Genomic DNA, 19,693 nt, shown 5'->3' on the forward strand with positions numbered 1-19,693 from the left:
GGGAGTGTGAAATGACTTGGCAGAAGATTCGTCAACTAAATTGCAAATTACTAAAATTGAGGCGCAAAAACGGGCTGGCCGGTATAACGTTTACGTGAACGGCCACTATGCGTTCCCGGTCAGCGAAGACGTTTTGATCCGCTACCGGCTGCTGAAAGGAACAGAACTGACCCAGAAGCTGATTACTACATTGGCCTCGGCTGATGATCAATCTAAGGCTTACGAACTGGCTTTAAATTACCTGTCTTATCAGCAGCGCACGGAAAAGGAAATCAGCGATTATCTGATTAAAAAAGAAATTCCTGAAACAACGATTGCACCGGTGATGGCCCGCTTAGTCGATGACAACTTACTGGATGATGAGCACTACGCCCATAGTTACGTGCGGACAATGAAACGTACCAGCGATAAGGGGCCCAGTGTGATTCGCCGTCAGTTGAAACAACGCGGTGTGAAAGATGAGCTGATCGACAATGCGCTGGCTGAAGACTATCAGTTAGATGAACAGCTGGAACGCTTAGATGAGCTGGTTAAAAAACTGCAACGGCAATACCAAAAACTGACACCGAAGATTCAGCGTCAAAAGGTTCAGCAGCGACTGGTAGCAAAGGGCTTTTCGTTTGATTCAGTGGGGCAGGCCCTTGCTGAAACTAACTTTGAGATGGATGAGGAGACCGAACTTGATCTGCTTTCAGCGCAGGCCGAAAAGCTTTGGCGCCGCTACCATACCAAGCCAATGCGTGAGCGCCAGTTAAAAATTCGCCAGGCGTTATACCGAAAGGGCTTCAATGGTGATCTGATTTCGAAGTGGCTGGAACGTAAGGCTGAAGAGGAGAGTTAACGGGTTTAACCATTGTGTTGCTGAATTGGGTTTGCTATAATGGAGGGCGAATTTAATTAATCATACCCGACGCTTTGGAAAGTAGGGTTTAATATGGCGCGCGAAGCTAGAGGACCTAAGGAAGGCGACTTCATTACGATCAAAAGCTATAAGCACGACGGCAGTTTGCATCGAACTTGGCGCGATACAATGGTACTTAAAACAAGCGAAAATGCCCTGATCGGCTGCAATGACCATACGTTGGTGATTGAAGACGATGGGCGGCGATGGGTCACTCGGGAACCGGCAATTGTTTATTTTCATAAACACTATTGGTTTAATGTTGTCGCAATGATTCGGGATAATGGGGTTTCTTATTACTGTAATCTGGCAACTCCTTATGCCTTAGATAAGGAAGCATTAAAGTATATAGATTATGATCTTGACGTTAAGGTTTTTCCTGATGGTGAAAAACGATTGCTCGATGTTGACGAGTATGAAGTGTTCAGTCGCCGTTGGCAGTATCCGCCTGAGATCGACAAGATTTTAAAAGCGAATGTTTTGATTTTGGTCGACTGGATCAATAATCGTAAGGGTCCGTTTTCAAAGGAATACGTTGATTTATGGTATTCACGCTATCTCGAGCTTTCCCGTCATAAGTAATGGGGTTGCTTTAGTCATTAAAAGCGAGGTTGGACAAATAAGCTGACCTCGCTTTTTGTGTAGGATAGTGTGTGATAGAATAATGGCAATTAATGCGCATAGAAGGGGGGATCGGGATGTTTAATCAAGTACAGCGGTCTAAACTGCTTTTTTGGTCGCTGGAAATTTTAATAGTAGCGACGTTGATCTGGGTCTGTACGAAGCTGGGCTTCCTCTTTGCGCCCATTGGGACTTTCTTTAGAACGGTCTTTATGCCGATCCTGCTAGCGGGGATCCTCTTTTACATGTTAAATCCCATCGTTAAGCTGCTACAAAAAATCAGGATCGGCCGCTTCCGGTTAAACCGGACCTGGTCGGTGGCGGTACTTTTCTTAGCGCTCTTTGGCATCTTAGCTGGCGGGCTGTTCTGGTTAGTTCCCCGGCTGATTCAGCAGGTGGCCACGCTGGTTAATAACGTGCCCCACATTGTGCGGATGATTCAAGATACTTTGAATCATTTAAATCAGCATTTAAGTCAGTATGACTGGTTAAAAAACGTTGATTTTCAGTCGTATGCATCGCAGTTAGAACACGGCCTTTCAAATTACGCACAGTCCTTTATGACGGGCTTAACCAACAGCGTGGGGACCGTGATCGGTCTGGCAACCAGCGTGACTATCGTGGCCGTGACCGTCCCAGTCATGCTGTTTTACATGTTAAAAGACGGCCAGCGGTTAATGCCAGCGTTGCGGCGGCTGATGCCAGCCAAGCACGCCGATCAGACCATGAATATTCTTTCTCAAATGAGTCAGACGCTGTCCCATTACATTGGCGGTCAGGTGATCGAATGCCTGTTTGTCATGACGTTTACTTCAATTGGCTTTACCTTGGTGGGCTTAAAATACGGCCTGCTACTGGGCATCTTTGCCGGGATGTGCAACATTATTCCCTACGTTGGACCCTACATTGGGGTCTTGCCAGCCGTGATCGTTGCCATTGGTACGGGGTTAGTTCAGGTGATTTCAGTACTCATCGTCACCATTATTGTTCAGCAGATCGACGGTAATTTTGTTTATCCCAACGTGATCGGCAGAACGTTAAAGATTCATCCGCTGACCATTATCGTTATCTTGATGGTGGCGGGAAACATTGCCGGTTTGATGGGAATGATCCTCGGCGTACCGCTGTATGCCGTGGTCAAGGTGATCGTCGAAAATATTTACCACATCTGGCTGCTGCAAAGCGAGCGGCGAGATGAAAGTCAAGCCAAGCCGCCGTCAGAAACGTAACCTTTGTTTAAAACCAGTGATAATTCAGTGATGGGCTGTTGGGTTGTGTTAAAATTTATGATATTATAGTCGAGATAGTAAAGGCGTATTAAATTAATAATTAAGCAGGAGATTCCAATGAAAAAAGTAATTACGTATGGCACTTTTGATTTATTGCATAAGGGACACGTACGACTCTTAAAGCGTGCAGCCGCTCTTGGTGATCATCTGACCGTTTGTCTGTCATCAGATGAGTTCAACGCAGTCAAAGGTAAAAAAGCATATACCTCATATGAAGACCGTAAATATATTCTAGAAGCTATCCGGTATGTCGATGAAGTGATTCCTGAAAAGAATTGGGATCAAAAAATCAAAGACGTTCAAGATAATGACATCGATATCTTTGTGATGGGCGATGACTGGAAGGGCAAGTTTGATTTTCTGAAGGACTATTGCCAAGTCATCTACTTGCCTCGGACGGAAGGTATTTCAACGACTAAGATCAAGGAAGATCTTGGTCTTAAAGCCGGAGTTGACTGGAAAAAATAATCAGTTGAATGTAACGACAAATATCCCCAGTTGCGACTAGGGATATTTTATTGTAATTTAAAGTGAGGTTGATGGCATAATGAAACAAGCAATTTTTTTGGTCACGTCTTTGGCCGGCTTAAAAAAGCTGACTTTTAAGCAGAAAGTGCAGTCTTTAATGACTGATCAGGTTCAGGTGACCATTATCTTGGCGATGATCCAATTCAATCATTATGAAGGCGCTCGTCGTTTGATGCACGACCTGTTTCCCGCAGAGCAGGTGGCCAAACTGAAGGTGGTGTCATTGGCCAACTTAATGTCAGACGCACCCGGTATTGAAGTGACGGCTTCGGAACAGTTTAAAAGTGATTTTGAGACTCTGCCGGCCCACCGCTTTGAAGCCGCAGAAGGGGTCACGGTGCGCTACATTAAAGATGGTGAAATTACCGCTGAGGTTAACGAAGACGTTAACCAGAAACCACTGTTAAAGACGCGGTTTGATAAGCATCAGCCGGTTCAATCCGCGGTGTATGAAGCTGGTAGAGAATTTGGTATTTTAAGCTATGATGACGATAACAACTTGTCACAGGCGTTGTTGCTAAATCAGCAGGGTCAATTAGTGACTCGCTTTATTCGGCACACACAGCCCGTTAATATCGCGTATACGATGGGTCGGACTTCCAAGCTGGTCTTCACAGAGATGGTTTCTGAAACGGAAAAGGGCCATGTGAAGTATCAGGATTCAGAAGTACAGGCCTATTATGAAGTGGTGAGTTACCAAAACTACGACCGGTTTGACAGTGTCTATTCATTCTATGCTAGTGTACTGGAGCAGGTCGTTGCCGCTGATTCCGGTCTATTCATCGATCTCAATGACAATCCGAAATTGGCGCCATACTTACCGCAACAGTTGATCTTTAATTACTAAGGGGAGTCGTTACTCGTGCGTGCAATATTATCAGGGTTACACCAAAAAAAGAAAAAGCAAGAATTAGAATTTGAATTGATTGACGTTCCCGGCTCTTTTGATAATCTGAGAGTCATGTTCTTGGAAAAGACCAGTCTCGCTTCCGTAACGGTACCAGTCCGTCGGATAGTTGATAATAACTTGATCCGGATTCAAATCGATCCGGACCAGCTGCAGTTTGACGCCTTTGGCCAAAGTGAGTTTGCCTGGCAGCTGTTTCTGGCGTTTAATACGGCGGATGAACAGGTTATTTTACAGGTTGAATCTGAATATCTTAGTGACCGGCACCAGTTATCTTTGACTAGCTACTACCAAGTTAATTCTGATGCTGAGGGAATGGCGACCTTTAACATTCATACGCAGCAGCCAGAAGACGAGTTTACGATCAACTCCGTTAACTTGACGAACGATACGTTAAGTATTACTGGTTATAATCGCCTCAACGGCCAGCCAATCAAAAACCAAAAAATCATTTTAAAAACGCGTAACTTAGGGGCTAAATTAGCCTACCCAACAACCGCGGGGTCCCTTAAGACGCTGTTTACAGCTAATATTCCACTGACTGATTTGCCGTCTGACTCCATTGAAGATCTGTTTGTTGAATATACGGTGGGGACGCAGCAAATTGAGCAGCGGGTGATTTTAGCCCGTTCACTTGAAGGTCAGATGACGCAGGCTGTCCTACCCGGTGGCAGGATGATTTTGATTGAGAAGAGCGTTAATAACGGGATTGTCATCAAAGAATTCCCGGCACCGTCTTTGCTTAAGCGAGCGGGGGCACTGCCACAAAAATTGCAGGCAGTAGTCAACCTTGGCCGAACACTGCAAGATAAAGTTAATCTGCGGCGGATGCGCTGGTTATTTAAGTCAGGCCATCGCCCATATGAACAGCCAACCATCATCTTTGAAAGTTTTGGCGGCCGGCAAGTCAGTGATAGTCCATACGCGATTTATCGCTTGTTTGTGGAACTTTATCCGGGCTTTACCTTTGTTTGGTCCATTGACCGTTCACTCAAGAAGTTTTGTAAGCAAAACCAGATTCCCTACGTGGTTCGGCGGACTTCTAAGTGGGTCCGGACGTTAGAGAAGAGTTCGTATTGGATCAGTAACGCCCGCTTCCCAGCCTGGGTCAAAAAGCCCCGGTACGTGACCTATATTCAAACTTGGCATGGGACACCGTTGAAGAAATTAGGACTGGATATTGAAAATGTATCAATGCCTGGGACGACCACGACGAAGTACCACGATAATTTTGTGAAGGAAGCTAACCGCTGGGATGCGTTGGTTTCACCTAACGATTATTCAACCCAGATTTTCCGGTCAGCGTTTGGGTTTAACAACCAAATTTTAAAGGTCGGGTATCCGCGAAATGATGAATTGATCAACTCGCATCCCGAAGATATCAAGGCGTTGAAGGAACAAATGGGTATTCCACTGGATAAAAAGGTGGTTTTGTACGCCCCGACTTATCGGGATAATCAGTTTGCTGAAAAGGGCAAGTACACCTTTGAATTACCGTTTAGTTTAGATGACTTCAGAAAACAGTTCGGTGATGACACCGTGCTGATCTTACGGATGCACTATCTGATTGCCAACGCCATGGATATTAGTGACTACACGGATTTCGTTTATGATTTCTCCAGTCATCCTAATATCTCTGACCTGTATCTGGTTTCGGATATGCTGATCACTGATTACTCTTCAGTCTTCTTTGATTACGCCTACTTGAAACGGCCGATCCTCTTTTACCCATACGACTATCATTTGTATAAGGATGAGCTGCGTGGCTTCTATCTTGATTACGAAAAGGATCTGCCAGGACAAATTGCCAATAACGAAAAGGAACTGCTCGCGGGTATTACGGCTTGTCTCAAACAGCCTGATATGAGTGAAGACCCTAAATTTATGAAATTTTATAACCGATTCTGCTCGATCGATGATGGCTTAAGTTCACTTAAAGTTGTTAACTACGTTGTGCATCAGATTGAAAAGAACGGTTAATGTCAATTCTGGAAAGGAATAGTGCTATGACATTATCACAAGACGTGGCCAACCGGCGCACGTTTGCCATTATCTCTCACCCTGATGCCGGTAAGACGACCATTACTGAACAGTTACTGCTGTTTGGTGGTGTTGTCCGTCAAGCCGGAACCGTCAAGGCTAGAAAAAGCGGTAATTTTGCTAAGTCAGACTGGATGGAAATTGAACAGAAGCGTGGGATTTCCGTTACCAGTTCCGTAATGCAGTTTGACTACGAAGGTAAGCAAATCAATATTTTGGATACCCCTGGCCATGAGGATTTTTCTGAAGATACGTACCGGACCCTGATGGCGGTGGATTCTGCGGTCATGGTGATCGATTCTGCAAAGGGAATCGAACCGCAAACTAAAAAACTGTTTAAGATCTGTAAAATGCGGGGAATCCCGATTTTTACCTTCATGAACAAGCTGGATCGCGATGGCCGCGACCCAATGGATCTGATCGCTGAACTGGAAGAAGTTCTGGGAATCGAAGGCTATCCAATGAACTGGCCGATTGGTATGGGAAAAGAATTAAAGGGTCTGTATGACCGTTACCATAACCGAGTTGCCCTCTTCCGCCCAGAAAGTGACGGGACCACCTATTTACCATTGGACGACAACGGTGACATTGACGACTCGCAGCCGTTAAAGACCGATTCCTGGTATGAAGATGCCCGGGATAACATGGAACTGATCGAAGACGCTGGTAATCAATTTAGTGAAGCCAAGATTGCCAGTGGGGATCAGACCCCCGTTTTCTTTGGCTCGGCCTTAGCTAACTTTGGGGTTAAAACCTTCCTGGAAACTTATTTGAAATTTGCACCGCAGCCGGCTGCTCACCGGACTGAGGAAAATGATGACATCGAGCCAACGGACAACGAGTTCTCTGGCTTTGTGTTTAAGATTCAGGCGAACATGGACCCGAAGCACCGTGACCGGATCGCCTTTGTGCGGATCTGTTCCGGTTTATTCCAGCGTGGCATGGATGTCACATTGGGCCGGACAGGGCGCACGATGCGGTTATCAAACGTCACGCAGTTCATGGCTGATACCCGTGAAAACGTGGAAACGGCGGTGGCTGGTGATATCATTGGCCTTTACGATACTGGTAACTATCAAATCGGCGATACCATTTATACCGGTAAGAAGAAGCTGCAGTTCGAAAAGTTGCCGCAGTTTACACCAGAACTGTTTGTGCGGGTAACGGCTAAGAACGTTATGAAGCAAAAGTCGTTTCATAAAGGTATCCAACAATTGGTTCAAGAAGGTGCCATTCAGCTATACACCTCGTATACGACTGGGGATTACATCTTGGGTGCGGTTGGTCAACTTCAATTTGAAGTGTTCCAGTTCCGCATGAAGAACGAATATAATTCCGATGTCATTATGGAACCCATGGGGCATAAGATTGCCCGGTGGATCGATTCAGATCAATTGGATGAACGGATGTCTTCCAGCCGAAACTTACTGGTCAAAGATTTAGCCGGTGACCCTCTGTTCCTGTTTGAAAATCAATTTGCCGAACGCTGGTTTACTGAGAAGTATCCCGACGTTAAGTTGGCTTCAAAACTGTAAAAACTCCGCAAATAAAAACGAAAAAACCTGATGAACAGTCACAATTGACGTGTTCATCAGGTTTTTTGAGTCGTGATTAGAATTTATTTTTATTGAATAACTAAGCTTTAGCCGAAGCGAGCTTTTCTTGCGCCGCTTGTCCGAGAATGTTCAGATAGTTGAACGGCCGGTCAAAGTTTGGCTGAAATAACATGTCTACCATGGCAAGATCGTCGATGGTATTGTGGTTTTGAATGCAAACGGATAAGAGGTTGGCAGATTGCGAAATGTCGTACTTACTCATCAAAGCGCCACCTAAGATTTCACGAGTTTCTGGATTGAAGACCAGAGACATGGTTACGGGCAGGGTAGTCGGCATAAATTCTGGCCGGTAATTATCAGTGATGATCACCTGTTCAGCTTGAATGCCTTGTTCCTTGGCCGCTTCAGCCGTTAGCCCGGTTGAGCAAAGTGAGATCCCGTAAAGGGCTAAACCAGATGATGATTGCGTCCCCATGTACTTGACCGTTGGTTTTACTAAGTTTTTGCCCACTAAGATTCCTTGACGAACCGCGTTAGTTGCTAGCGGAATGTAGGCGTTTTTGCCGGTCGGATTATAGTGAACCGCTGCTGAGTCACCAGCGGCAAAGATGTCTGGATCGCTAGTTTGCATGTAATCGTTGGTAAGAATGGCGCCGTTTTTAGCCATGTCAACTTTACCAGCTAACAGACCGGTATTGGGTTTAAAACCAATGCAAAGCACGGCTAGATCAACGGTAATGGCTTCCTTATCAGTCGTGATCGTGACCGCATCAGCCGTTGTCTTAAAGCCCGCCACTTTTTGACCCAGGGCAAGCTTGACGCCGTGGTCGCGATAGGCATCTTCGATCTTGTCTGTAAAGGCACGGTCAAAGTATTTTGGCATGACCCGGTCTTGGGCATCAACCAACGTGACGTCGTGGCCCTTGAGTGAATAGGCTTCAGCTAATTCAGCGCCAATGTAGCCGGCCCCGATGACGGCGATCCGTTTCGCATCACCAGCACGGTGGAAGAGCTCTTGGGCATGTGCCCAGTTCTTGCAGAGCAGGACCTTATCGCTGTCGATACCCGGAATTGGTGGAATGACTGGCCAAGAGCCGGAAGTCATGACTAATTTATCATAACTGCTAGTCGTTGTTTCATGGGTTTCCAAGTCCTCAACGGTAATGGTATGGGCCTTGTTATCGATACTCTTCACGTTATGTTTCATCAAAACTGTTGCCCCGAGTTTTGATAATTCATCTGGACTGGAATAGAAGAGTCCCTGGGGATCTTTTACCTGGCCACCGAGATAAAGCGCGATTCCGCAAGATAAGAATGAAATGACGTCGTTTTTTTCGTAAACGGTCACCTCAGCATCCGGGTTCTCTGCTAAAATCTGCTTGGTGGCAAATGTGCCTGCGTGGGTACAGCCAATAACTGCAACTTTCATCATATTTCCTCCTTGGTAAAACGTTAAGCTAAAAAAGATTGCTTACAATTATATTTTACAGTCGCAGGATTAGTTGTCAAGCATTTCACAAGAAAATAGAAACCGCTTTCAATGTTTTCGAATGGTTAAATTGCGATATACTAATAACAGACAAAATTCAAAGGAGAAATCTAATGACACATCTTTCAGCATGTACCTCAGTTTTAGTTGGTAAAAACGCTTCGATCGACGGTTCAGTAATGATCGCCAGAAATGACGATACGTTTTCACCGTTGACCCCGCAGCGCTTTTACATGCACCAGCCAGAACAAGAAGGCAAGATCCTTCAATCGACGCAAAACGGGTTTCAGGCACCGCTGCCTAAAAATGCCGTTTGCTATCAAGCAACGCCTAACGTTGAAGTTAATAAAGTGGGCTTATATGAAGAAAGTGGAATCAATGCGCATAACGTGGCCATGAGTGCTACGGAAAGCGTCTACGGTAACCCGGCTGCCTTGGCCTTTGATCCATTGGTTGCTGATGGCATGGCGGAAGATACCATGCAAACCATGGTCTTACCCGTAATCACCAGCGCCCGTAACGGCGTTCAGGTGCTGGGCGACCTGATTAAAAAGTATGGCTCACCGGAAGGCAACGGCGTTTTGTTTGCTGATAAGGATGAAGCCTGGTATATGGAAATTGTGACCGGCCATCACTGGGTAGCTCAGCGGGTCCCTGATGATGCGTTTGTGATCACGGCTAATCAAGTGGCCATTCAATCGGTAGTGTTTGATGACCCCGATAACTTTATGTTTTCAGCAGGCATTCAGGACTTTGTTGCTGAGCACCATTTAAACCCAGATCAGACCGGCTGGAACTTCCGTCATATTTTTGGCACCAGTACGGAAAAGGACCGGCATTATAATACGCCGCGAGTTTGGTATGGCCAACGTTTCCTGATGCCGGATGTGGAACAGTCGCCAACTTCTGCCGAATTGCCGTTTATTTGTCATGCAAACCGTAAAATCAGCGTGGCGGATATCAGCTTTATCCTGGGATCACACTATAACGAAACCGACTATGATCCGTTAGGTAATGGACCGGCTGAATTAAAGACTAAGTTCCGGCCGATTGCGATGAACCGGACGCAAAATTCCCACGTGTTGCAGTTGCGAAATAACGTGCCTGAAGCACAATCCGCCATTACGTGGCTGAGCCTCGGGGTACCAGCATTCAGTCCTTACGTGCCATTCTTCGCTAACGCCAACGATACGGATCCTTCCTACGCGAACACGCCCGTTCACGCTGATCAGGAGAGTGCTTATTGGATGTACCGCAAGCTTTCCGTTTTAGTGGAATCCCACTACGCTGAATTTGTTCAGGATGACCGTGATTATTTGACCGCCAGTCTGGAACTGTTTGCGAAACACGTTGCCAAAACTGATCAAGTTGCCAGCAAATTAACTGGTGAAGAACTCACGACTTACCTGACGCAGCAAAATTATTTGATCGTCTCTGAAATGAAAGCCAGAACCACTAAACTGATGAACGATTTGTTTGAACATGGATTGGAACTTTCAAAATTAACGTTTAACATGGATGTTAACTTATAACATTAAAGATACCGTCATTGCCGAAATTAAGTCGACAGTGGCGGTATTTTTAATCTGGAATAGACTAAAGTTTAAATTCATAAAGAATTCTAATACTAATCATAATTAATTCATGGTATCTCGGCAGTGCTTTCGATAAACTAAAGGTAGGAGAAACTGGCTGGCGCCCCAAAGCAACAAGAAAGGACTGCTGACTATGACGAAGACAAATGCTGAAAGAGACCGTCAGAAATTAGCGACGGCACTTAAAACCAATTTTACCAGCGGACTGAGCGCTGAACAGGTCAAGCAGCGGCAAACTGATGGCCGCAACGTGTTGCAGGAAGAAAAGCCACCAACCATTTTCCAAAAAATTTGGCGGCATTTGTCTGACGTTGCGTCACTGGTGCTGTTATTTGCGGTGGCGTTATCAACTTACCTGGCGATTGCCGCAAATGGTGGCTGGACGAAGACTATCGTGATCGGCAGTATTTTAGTGATCAACGTGCTGATCGGAATGTATCAGGAACATAGCGCAGAGAAATCTTTAGCGGCCTTAAAAAAGATGAATATCCATGAAGTTAACGTGTTGCGTGATGATCACACTCAGGTGGTCGATGCGGCTGATTTAGTTGTCGGTGACGTTGTGTTGCTGTCAGGTGGTAATCAGGTTCCAGCCGATGGCTGTTTGATTGCAGCAACGGCATTACGAATTGATGAAGCGGTTTTGACGGGGGAAAGTGAACCGGTCAAAAAAACGGCCGAACCAGTGGCCGAAACAGCCGAAATCGGTGATCGTATCAACGAAGCCTTCTCTGGAACGGGCGTCACGCAGGGAACTGGTCAAATGGTCGTGACGGCCATTGGGATGGACACTGAGATCGGCAGTATTGCGGGCATGTTAAACCAGACTAAAGCGCGCATGACGCCGTTGCAGAAACGGTTGAATCAACTCTCTGGTCGGTTAACGGCGGTTGCCGTGGTCGGTGGGATCATCATTACTATTTTGGGTCTCTTTTTCCAAGGGGAGCCACTAACGGATGCCTTAATGATCGGGGTGTCACTGGCCGTAGCGGCGGTGCCGGAAACCCTGCCTATTATTGTGACCATCAGCCTCTCTCATGGAGTTGGCGTAATGGCCAAACAGCACGTCATTATGCGACGGGTGGACGCGGTAGAGACCATTGGCGGCGTGAACGTGATTGCTTCTGATAAGACCGGGACGCTGACTCAAAATCAAATGACGGTGACCCAGGTTTGGGCTGCAACTGATTCAGCACCAAGTGTAGTGGGCAAGAACCCGCTTCAAGAGCAGACCCAATCGCTGATGCGGTTAATGGGGTTAGCCACCAATGCGACCCGGGAAAAGATTCAAGATGAGTGGATTGAAATCGGGGATTCCACTGAATTAGCCATCGTTCGCTGGCTGGCTACTGAGGGATTAACGCGCGCCGACTTTGAACAGCAGGCACCGCGGATCGCGGAAGACCCGTTTAATTCAACCAAGAAAACGATGGCTACCCTGCATCAATTACCGGATGGCAGGGCGTTGCTGATCGTCAAGGGGGCGCTCGACCGGCTACCACTGAAACAGTCGGCTAAGGAACAGGCCAAAACCAGCCGGATCCATGATCAGTTTGCTCACGATGCTTTGCGGGTGCTGGCCGTGGGCTACAAATACTTTGAGACGCTGCCAGAAGCGCCCATTGAAGAACTGCAGCGTGATTTAACCTTTGCTGGGTTGATTGGGATGATCGATCCGCCACGGGAGACGGCTGTTGCCGCCGTTGCGCAGGCACGTGAAGCCGGTATTCGTACGGTGATGATCACGGGTGATCACTTGGAAACCGCTAAGGCGATTGCCAAACAGATCGGTATTTTACGTCCGGGAGATCAGGTGGTGACGGGGGCGGCCCTTTCCCAGCTATCTGATCAGGAACTGGCACAGCAAATTGAAAACATCAGTGTGTATGCCCGGGTATCGCCGGAAGATAAGATTCGGATCATTATGGCGTGGCAAAAACAGGGCGCTACGGTGGCCATGACTGGCGACGGCGTTAATGATGCGCCCGCCCTAAAGGCTGCGGATGTCGGGATTGCTATGGGCATTACTGGCACCGAAGTCTCAAAGAATGCCAGTGACATGATCTTAACGGATGATAACTTTGAAACCATCGTGGCAGCGGTTGCCACGGGACGCTCGGTTTATCAAAATATTTTGAAAGCCGTTGAGTTTTTGATCGGCGTCAATTTCGCGCAGATCTTTTTGATGATCTTTGCGGTTGGTATTGGCTGGGGCGCACCGCTGATTGCGGAACAGTTATTGCTGATCAACGTGTTAGCAGACGGGATTCCTGGCTTCTACCTCAGCCGCGAACCAGCGGAACCATTGAATATGAAACGGCCGCCGATCAGTCGGCAAACCAGTGTTTTCGCTGACGGATTAGGGCAACGGGTGGCGGTTCGGACGGGGACCTTTATTCTGCTGACGCTGGGAATTTACGGTCTGGGCCGTTTCGGACTAACCAATAATGATCCAGCCGTTGGGATGACCATGCTGTTTTTCACCCTTGCGTTAGGATCCATGGTCGATATTTATCCGATCAAGCAACGTTCGCCACTGTCCTGGCAGGGAATTGCCAAAAATCCCGCGTTAAATGCTGGCGTGCTGTTAGCTGCTGGTCTGGTGGTCAGTACAGCGCTGATTCCGGGACTGCGTGAGGCCTTTCAGCTGGTGACGTTATCGGGGATCAATTGGCTGATCATTCTCATCGCCATCTTTATTCCTAGCGGTATCTTGGAACTCAATAAGCGACTGCAGCGAACTAAGCTGAACCGGCCTGTTATTTTAGAAGAAGACTAAAAAAACAACCTCGATTGTTAGCTGACAATCGGGGTTGTTTTAGGTTATTCAAATTTAACGTACTGTGCGCGGATGATGCTGTCATCATCCAGCTGGTACCATTTTAATTGATTACTATCCGTGTATTCGCCGGTGATCTGAATTTTTGTGCCATCAGCAATTAACTTGATGGCGCGGCCATTAGGCTCAGCGTACACGTGCAAGGAATGGCCAGTAACAAAGTCGATCACTGCTGCATGATTGATGTCCTTAAACACTGCCGGTTCACGTTTACCGATCTGTTGATTTTCAGGTCGATCAGTTTGAGTGACGTTTTTGCCGTTGATCCACTGCGGACCGCCTAAATTAAACCAGGTTTCACCAGTCTGGGTGTTGACCCGAATGAAGGCGCGCCAAACTGAATTTTTTGGAAATTCGTAGCGGTAAGGCTGTCCATCGGGCTGATCTAAGATCTGAGTACTGTCTTTTAGACGGACAAAAATACTGATCCGCTGAACAGCAGTCCAATTATTGCGGCGCAACATCACCACGATAGTTTGGGATGCTTCCGTAAAATGCCCCGTTAACGGCCGATTAGCTTTAATTAAGTGAAAGCCATCAAGTTCAGTTTTGCTAAAGGCAAAGGGCTGGTTCACGGCCCCGGTTTGAATGACGGGGGAGGCAAGCATTTCGCGGGTATCGTAGTCGACTGAATACAGGATCACTGGGTGACCCATCTCTTTAGTAAATTGAAGGGTCATGATCCGGTAGGGGCTAGCGAAGTGGGTGGCAAAGCCAATAATGTGAAACAGTAGATAGTGTTCAATGTGATGGGGGTTAAAGTGAATTCTTTCACCCAGCTGGCCATTGAGCCACTGCGGTTTTCTCAACGGCTGGTTTTGCTCGTCCAAATAGAGCACCAGCATGACGGCTGATCCGCTCTGTTCTTCAGTAGGGGCATCAGCCATTACAGTGCTGGTGGCAGCCGGTTTGGCCGTGGCCTTTTGAACAGTCTTGGTCACATCACGTTTGGGTTTTAAGATCGAACTATCGGACAACGTTGAAACGATTCGCCGAGAAGGGGTTCTGGGTCGATTCTTAGTCATTAATTTTTTTAACCGGTCCCAAAAAGACATATGAATCCCCCTTCCAAATGGTTCTTTGTCTCTAGTATACCCCACTTACTGGGTATCGGAGAAGTTTTCAGCGAGATATTGCCGACCGGAAAAGAGCGCTGTGAACGCAAAAGGGTCTGCACATCAAATGATTGATGTGCAGACCTTTTTAAAGGCTAGTGACGTTACTTCTTGGTATCAGTTTCGTTAGTTGCAGGTGCAGCTGGCGATTCTTCATCAAGGGTAATGTCACCATTTTCAATTTTAGCAACTAGATTCTTGACGTTGTTGTGCGCCAGATAGAAGTCGGCAATTCGGTCTTCAATCTGTTCTTGAATGACTCGCCGAAGCGGTCGGGCACCCATAGCAGGATCATAACCCAATTCAACTAACTTAGCTTCCACTGGTTCAGTCACGTGGACGTGCAGGCCTTGGTTGGCGAGCATCACGTTCACATCATCGATCATTAAGCCAACGATCTTCATCAAGTTCTCTTTGGTAAGGGAATTGAATTCAACGATGTCATCAAACCGGTTCAAGAACTCAGGCTTGAAGTAGTTGGTCAATTGATCAAGGACAGAGTGCGTCTTGCCAGCAGCTTCAGCACCGAAACCAACGCTGGCTTCGGCATCACCGGTACCGGCATTTGACGTCATGATGATGATCGTATCCTTGAAGGAAACGGTGTGCCCCTGTGAATCGGTCAAACGGCCATCATCCAAGATCTGCAAGAACATATGCATGACATCTGGGTGAGCTTTTTCAACTTCATCTAAGAGGATCAAACTGTAAGGGTGACGACGAACCTGTTCAGTTAACTGACCAGCTTCTTCGTAACCCACATAGCCAGGCGGTGAACCGATCAGCTTAGCCACTGAATGCGGCTCCATGTACTCGGACATGTCAAAGCGAATCATGGCCTCCGTTGAGCCAAACAGTTCACGGGCTAATTGCTTAGCCAGTTCCGTTTTACCAACCCCGGTAGGGCCGACAAACAGGAACGAACCGATTGGACGGCCAGTCCCGTTAAGGCCGATCCGGTTACGACGGATAGCCCGTGCAACTTTATCTACAGCGTTATCTTGACCGATCACGTGAGTCTTCAATGAATCACTCAGATCACGTAGCTGCTGTTGTTCCTTGTTTTGCAGTTCGCCAACTGGAATACCTGTCTTTTCTTCGACGATCTTTTGCATATCTTCCTCAGTGACCTGGGGTTCATCGTCGGCAGAAGGGGCAGTCGTTTGTGACTTTTTAGCTTCTTCCAGTTTAGTGACTTGGTCACGGTAATAGGCGGCTTTTTCGTAATCTTCCTGCTTCAAAGCAGCTTGTTTTTGATCTTCAGCCGTCTTGACTTTTTCGTCAATCGTCTTGGGATCAACCACGTTAATGGTCAAGTTCTTCTTAGAACCTGATTCATCAAGTAAATCAATGGCCTTATCAGGAAGATAACGGTCTTGAATGTAACGGTCAGATAATTTGACCGCTGATTCCAGTGCGGCGTCCGTATAGTGAACGTGGTGGTAATCCTCATACTTCTTTTGGATGCCCTTTAAGATCTTAACGGCTTCCTCCGGAGTTGGTTCGTCCACGGTAACGGGCTGGAGACGACGGGCCAGTGCTTGGTCCTTTTCAATATCTCGGTATTCATTTAAAGTCGTTGCACCGACCAACTGGAACTCGCCACGCGCAAGTGCTGGTTTCAAAACGTTGCCGGCGTCCATACCGCCTTCAGCGTTCCCGGCACCCACGATTTCGTGAATTTCATCAATAAACAAGATGATGTTAGGGTTATCAGTAACTTCCTTCATTAACTGCTGCATCCGTTGTTCAAACTGACCACGGATACCAGTGCCTTGAACGAGGGAAACCACGTCAAAACGAATGATCTTTTTATTCAATAGTTTCTGCGGAACATCACCAGAGACGATCTTTTGAGCCAAACCTTCAACCACCGCCGTTTTACCAACACCGGCTTCACCGATTAAAACGGGGTTGTTCTTAGTCCGTCGGTTCAAAATTTCGATGACTCTAGAAATTTCCCGGTCACGGCCAATGACTGGATCGATCTTGCCCTGACTTGCAAGTTCAGTCAGATCGATACCGTATTGGCCTAATAGACCACCATTACCGTTGCCGTTTTGGCGGCCGCCGTTATTCGGACCGCTTGGCTGGGTAGGTGGGACTTGTTGTTGATAGCCCTGTGGATTACCATTTTGGTTGCCACCTTGCATGGCGCGGAAAATATCGTCTAGGTTACCAAAGCCAAATGGATCTTGTGCCATTTGTGCACCTCCATTTCCAGGATTAGAGTTATTCTGCTGATTTTTTAGAAGTTGATAGCAATTTTGACAAAGGTCAACTTGCTGCCTTTGACCATTTACGTTCAGGTACAAATGAATCGTCGCTTCACGTTGATGACAATTCTGACACAGCATATCTCGACTCCTCTCTTATTAAGTAGTCATGCCAATAACTGATCAAATGTCTGACCAATCTTGACCATTGACCCTATTATACAATACCCAAGTGTTTTCGCAAGTAGTTTGCTCGCACTTTAGGGGTAAAATTAGCACGAAGGCTATACGAGTGCTAACTCAATTTATGTTTTACTGCATTTTGGCAAATCTTGCAAGCAGTTTGATTGGATAATCGGTTTTTCAGCCGAATCAGCTGGAAATAAGCCACTTTTTAAGTTGTGTCCTTACTTTAAGTTATCAGTTATGGTACAATGTAACGAACTAAAAATTTCGGTGCTGTGGAGGTGACAGGTTTGGCTGAAGACTATGCCAATTTGATGGCACGGCTCAAATCAGGTGATTTAGATGAATTTACTGTTGAACCAGCTGATTTCATGGCCTTTCAGACAGCTTATATGCAGTTTGAGTCCCGTAAGCGAATCGTGGGGCAAGCTGAGAAGAACGGTAAAATTATTTATCACTATGATCACGACCAAACACAGTAAATAAACGATGTAAGCGGTTGATTTTTTCCGTCAACAGCTTGTATTTTGTTTAATAAATTGATATTCTTAGGATAAAGGTGTTTTTCTATTTATTTCATAAAAGCCGTTCTTATGAAACTAATGAAAAAGTAGCCCAATTTGTTTTTTAGCTGATAAAGGAGATTGATATATTATGGAAAAACGCAACTTTCGGATTACTGCAGAAGCTGGTATTCATGCGCGTCCTGCAACCTTGTTAGTACAAGCAGCCAGCAAGTTTAACTCAGACATCAACTTGGAGTATGATGGCAAGTCCATCAACTTGAAGTCAATCATGGGTGTCATGTCATTAGGTGTTGGTCAAAACACCCAGGTTACCATCTCTGCTGATGGCGACGACGAGACTGAAGCCATGGATGAAATTGCCAAGACGATGAAGGCAGAAGGCCTCTCTAACTAATAACAACCAATAGTAAGGTAATGATTACCATTGATAATCAGCGTTAACTAAAAGTTGGTTTGATAAAAGGGTTCCCCAGAAAAGTGTTGCTTTCTGGGGAACCTTTTTTTAAATTTAAGAAAAAGCAAAGGTGCTTGCACCTCTAAGCGTGATAAACTATTGTTAGTAGGTTAAATAACTTATACAGACTGACAAATTTACGTCGTCAGAACAAATTTTCTATTCTTGCATTACACACACCTAACCAATATAATTATTAACAATAATAAGCAGACAGGATTAAAGAGATGGGGGGATTGTCGTGAACATTGGTTTATTTACTGACACATACTTCCCTCAAGTGAGTGGTGTGGCGACTTCCATTAAAACACTGCGTCATGAGTTGGAAAAACAGGGTCATCAGGTGTATATCTTTACGACGACTGATCCGCACGTTGAAAAAGACGTTTATGAACGTAATATTTTTCGCTTTCCAAGCGTGCCATTTGTGTCATTTACTGATCGGCGAATTGCCTTTCGGGGCCTTTTGCATGCCTATCAGTTAGCCAAGGAGTTAAATCTGGATATTGTTCATACGCAGACTGAATTTTCAATGGGCTTAATCGGTAAGTTTGTTGCCCGCGCGATGAAGATCCCGTGTATCCATACTTATCACACGATGTACGAAGATTATCTCCACTACGTTGCGAACGGCAAAATTTTAAAACCAGTTCACGTCAAACAGATGACCCTGGCTTTTTGCAGTCACCTGGACGGCGTTGTTGCCCCCAGCGAACGGGTGATCGATACCTTGCAGGGATACGGTGTTAAAGCACCGATTCGCGTCATCCCCACTGGTATTGATCTGGAACAGTATGAGCCAGATGAAGCCGAATTAAACGTTCGTGAAAAGTATCATATTCCGGCAGACGCACCCATGATGCTGTCTTTAAGTCGGGTCGCGTATGAAAAAAATATCAAAGAAGTTATTGATGGGTTTGCAACGCTTTTAAAAAAGCTGCCCAACGCGTATCTCATGATCGTCGGTGATGGTCCTGCCAAGGAAACGCTGGAGCAACAAGCGCATGATCTCAACCTTGATGAACAGGTGATTTTTACTGGCGAGATCAATAATAATGAAGTTGCCGCGTTTTATCACGCGACGAATTTATTTGTGTCAGCTTCCGATTCGGAATCGCAAGGACTGACCTATATTGAAGCGCTGGCCTCGGATAAAAAGATCGTGGTTAAATCCAGTCCCTATACGGATGACCTGCTGCAAAATGCGGAATTAGGGGCGACATTTAAAACGCAAGCTGAAATGGTTGAGAAGATGATTTATTACCTCAAACATGATAAAATCGGTGATCATACCGGCTTGAATCAGACCTTAAAAGAGGTTTCAAGTGAAACGTTCGGTGAGAAGATCGTTGATTTCTATCATGATACGCAACTTAACTATGAGGAAAATCATGAGCGTTCAGCGGATATTGGTAATTAATTTTTAGGAA

General features: G+C 46.1%; 15 protein-coding genes. 12 read left to right on the forward strand and 3 right to left on the reverse strand.

Translation table 11 applies throughout. The features are described 5' to 3' along the window. The first annotated feature begins 16 nt into the window (after positions 1-16). The 7 genes from recX (at position 17) to CES79_RS11045 (ending at position 7,821) form a co-directional block, all read left to right on the forward strand. Positions 17-841: a recombination regulator RecX gene (recX, locus tag CES79_RS11015; protein WP_225362416.1), complete on the forward strand. Its 825-nt coding sequence runs from the start codon at positions 17-19 to the stop codon at positions 839-841. Between the two features lie 93 nt (positions 842-934). Further along, entirely contained in the window at positions 935-1,483 is a 549-nt protein-coding gene (gene ntdP / locus CES79_RS11020) for a nucleoside tri-diphosphate phosphatase (protein WP_054655983.1), read from the forward strand. A 116-nt stretch (positions 1,484-1,599) separates the two neighbouring features. Further along, on the forward strand, positions 1,600-2,751 hold the full coding sequence (locus CES79_RS11025; protein WP_089137218.1) for an AI-2E family transporter: 1,152 nt from the start codon (positions 1,600-1,602) through the stop codon (positions 2,749-2,751). A gap of 117 nt (positions 2,752-2,868) precedes the next feature. Next, complete coding sequence (tagD, locus tag CES79_RS11030; protein ID WP_089137219.1) at positions 2,869-3,279, forward strand: glycerol-3-phosphate cytidylyltransferase; 411 nt, start codon at positions 2,869-2,871, stop codon at positions 3,277-3,279. 79 nt (positions 3,280-3,358) lie between these two features. Continuing rightward, complete coding sequence (locus tag CES79_RS11035; RefSeq protein ID WP_089137220.1) at positions 3,359-4,186, forward strand: hypothetical protein; 828 nt, start codon at positions 3,359-3,361, stop codon at positions 4,184-4,186. Between the two features lie 15 nt (positions 4,187-4,201). Further along, complete coding sequence (locus CES79_RS11040; protein WP_089137221.1) at positions 4,202-6,226, forward strand: CDP-glycerol glycerophosphotransferase family protein; 2,025 nt, start codon at positions 4,202-4,204, stop codon at positions 6,224-6,226. A 26-nt stretch (positions 6,227-6,252) separates the two neighbouring features. Next, positions 6,253-7,821: a peptide chain release factor 3 gene (locus CES79_RS11045; protein ID WP_089137222.1), complete on the forward strand. Its 1,569-nt coding sequence runs from the start codon at positions 6,253-6,255 to the stop codon at positions 7,819-7,821. 100 nt (positions 7,822-7,921) lie between these two features. On the opposite strand, the gene CES79_RS11050 is transcribed toward CES79_RS11045, so the two are convergent. Beyond that, on the reverse strand, positions 7,922-9,271 hold the full coding sequence (locus tag CES79_RS11050; protein WP_089137223.1) for an FAD-dependent oxidoreductase: 1,350 nt from the start codon (positions 9,269-9,271) through the stop codon (positions 7,922-7,924). Positions 9,272-9,444: 173 nt separating this feature from the next. Between CES79_RS11050 and CES79_RS11055 the strand changes: the two genes are divergently transcribed. Beyond that, positions 9,445-10,863 (forward strand): C69 family dipeptidase, encoded by a 1,419-nt coding sequence (locus tag CES79_RS11055; protein WP_054655980.1) that lies wholly within the window; start codon positions 9,445-9,447, stop codon positions 10,861-10,863. 187 nt (positions 10,864-11,050) lie between these two features. After that, positions 11,051-13,705, forward strand: a complete 2,655-nt coding sequence (locus CES79_RS11060) for a cation-translocating P-type ATPase (protein WP_408005820.1) — start codon at positions 11,051-11,053, stop codon at positions 13,703-13,705. Positions 13,706-13,749: 44 nt separating this feature from the next. On the opposite strand, the gene CES79_RS11065 is transcribed toward CES79_RS11060, so the two are convergent. Both CES79_RS11065 and CES79_RS11070 read right to left on the reverse strand, forming a co-directional pair. Beyond that, positions 13,750-14,820 carry a MucBP domain-containing protein gene (locus CES79_RS11065; protein WP_089137225.1) on the reverse strand — a complete coding sequence of 357 codons (1,071 nt, stop codon included), beginning with the start codon at positions 14,818-14,820 and terminating at the stop codon, positions 13,750-13,752. A gap of 164 nt (positions 14,821-14,984) precedes the next feature. Beyond that, a complete protein-coding gene (locus tag CES79_RS11070; protein WP_089137226.1) occupies positions 14,985-17,237 on the reverse strand; it encodes an ATP-dependent Clp protease ATP-binding subunit in 2,253 nt (750 codons plus the stop codon). A 335-nt stretch (positions 17,238-17,572) separates the two neighbouring features. Here CES79_RS11070 and ykzS point away from each other — a divergent pair, with 335 nt between their 5' ends. From ykzS to CES79_RS11085, 3 genes are all read left to right on the forward strand, one after another. Further along, entirely contained in the window at positions 17,573-17,764 is a 192-nt protein-coding gene (gene ykzS, locus CES79_RS11075; protein WP_054655972.1) for a protein YkzS, read from the forward strand. Positions 17,765-17,936: 172 nt separating this feature from the next. Next, the gene (locus CES79_RS11080; RefSeq protein ID WP_089137227.1) at positions 17,937-18,203 is read left to right on the forward strand and encodes a phosphocarrier protein HPr; all 267 of its coding nucleotides are present in this window, start codon (positions 17,937-17,939) and stop codon (positions 18,201-18,203) included. Positions 18,204-18,504: 301 nt separating this feature from the next. Then, on the forward strand, positions 18,505-19,683 hold the full coding sequence (locus CES79_RS11085) for a glycosyltransferase family 4 protein (RefSeq protein ID WP_089137228.1): 1,179 nt from the start codon (positions 18,505-18,507) through the stop codon (positions 19,681-19,683). Positions 19,684-19,693 lie beyond the last annotated feature (10 nt).

Source organism: Secundilactobacillus silagei JCM 19001 (assembly GCF_002217945.1).
Taxonomy (GTDB): domain Bacteria; phylum Bacillota; class Bacilli; order Lactobacillales; family Lactobacillaceae; genus Secundilactobacillus; species Secundilactobacillus silagei.

What these genes read in the sequence shown, in the direction of transcription:
- ntdP (WP_054655983.1), top strand. Translation starts at nt 935, where the DNA reads ATGGCGCGCGAAGCTAGAGGACCTAAGGAAGGCGACTTCATTACGATC.
- CES79_RS11070 (WP_089137226.1), bottom strand. Translation starts at nt 17,237, where the DNA reads ATGCTGTGTCAGAATTGTCATCAACGTGAAGCGACGATTCATTTGTAC.
- CES79_RS11035 (WP_089137220.1), top strand. Translation starts at nt 3,359, where the DNA reads ATGAAACAAGCAATTTTTTTGGTCACGTCTTTGGCCGGCTTAAAAAAG.
- CES79_RS11065 (WP_089137225.1), bottom strand. Translation starts at nt 14,820, where the DNA reads ATGTCTTTTTGGGACCGGTTAAAAAAATTAATGACTAAGAATCGACCC.
- CES79_RS11080 (WP_089137227.1), top strand. Translation starts at nt 17,937, where the DNA reads ATGGAAAAACGCAACTTTCGGATTACTGCAGAAGCTGGTATTCATGCG.
- CES79_RS11050 (WP_089137223.1), bottom strand. Translation starts at nt 9,271, where the DNA reads ATGAAAGTTGCAGTTATTGGCTGTACCCACGCAGGCACATTTGCCACC.
- CES79_RS11055 (WP_054655980.1), top strand. Translation starts at nt 9,445, where the DNA reads ATGACACATCTTTCAGCATGTACCTCAGTTTTAGTTGGTAAAAACGCT.
- CES79_RS11045 (WP_089137222.1), top strand. Translation starts at nt 6,253, where the DNA reads ATGACATTATCACAAGACGTGGCCAACCGGCGCACGTTTGCCATTATC.
- CES79_RS11025 (WP_089137218.1), top strand. Translation starts at nt 1,600, where the DNA reads ATGTTTAATCAAGTACAGCGGTCTAAACTGCTTTTTTGGTCGCTGGAA.
- tagD (WP_089137219.1), top strand. Translation starts at nt 2,869, where the DNA reads ATGAAAAAAGTAATTACGTATGGCACTTTTGATTTATTGCATAAGGGA.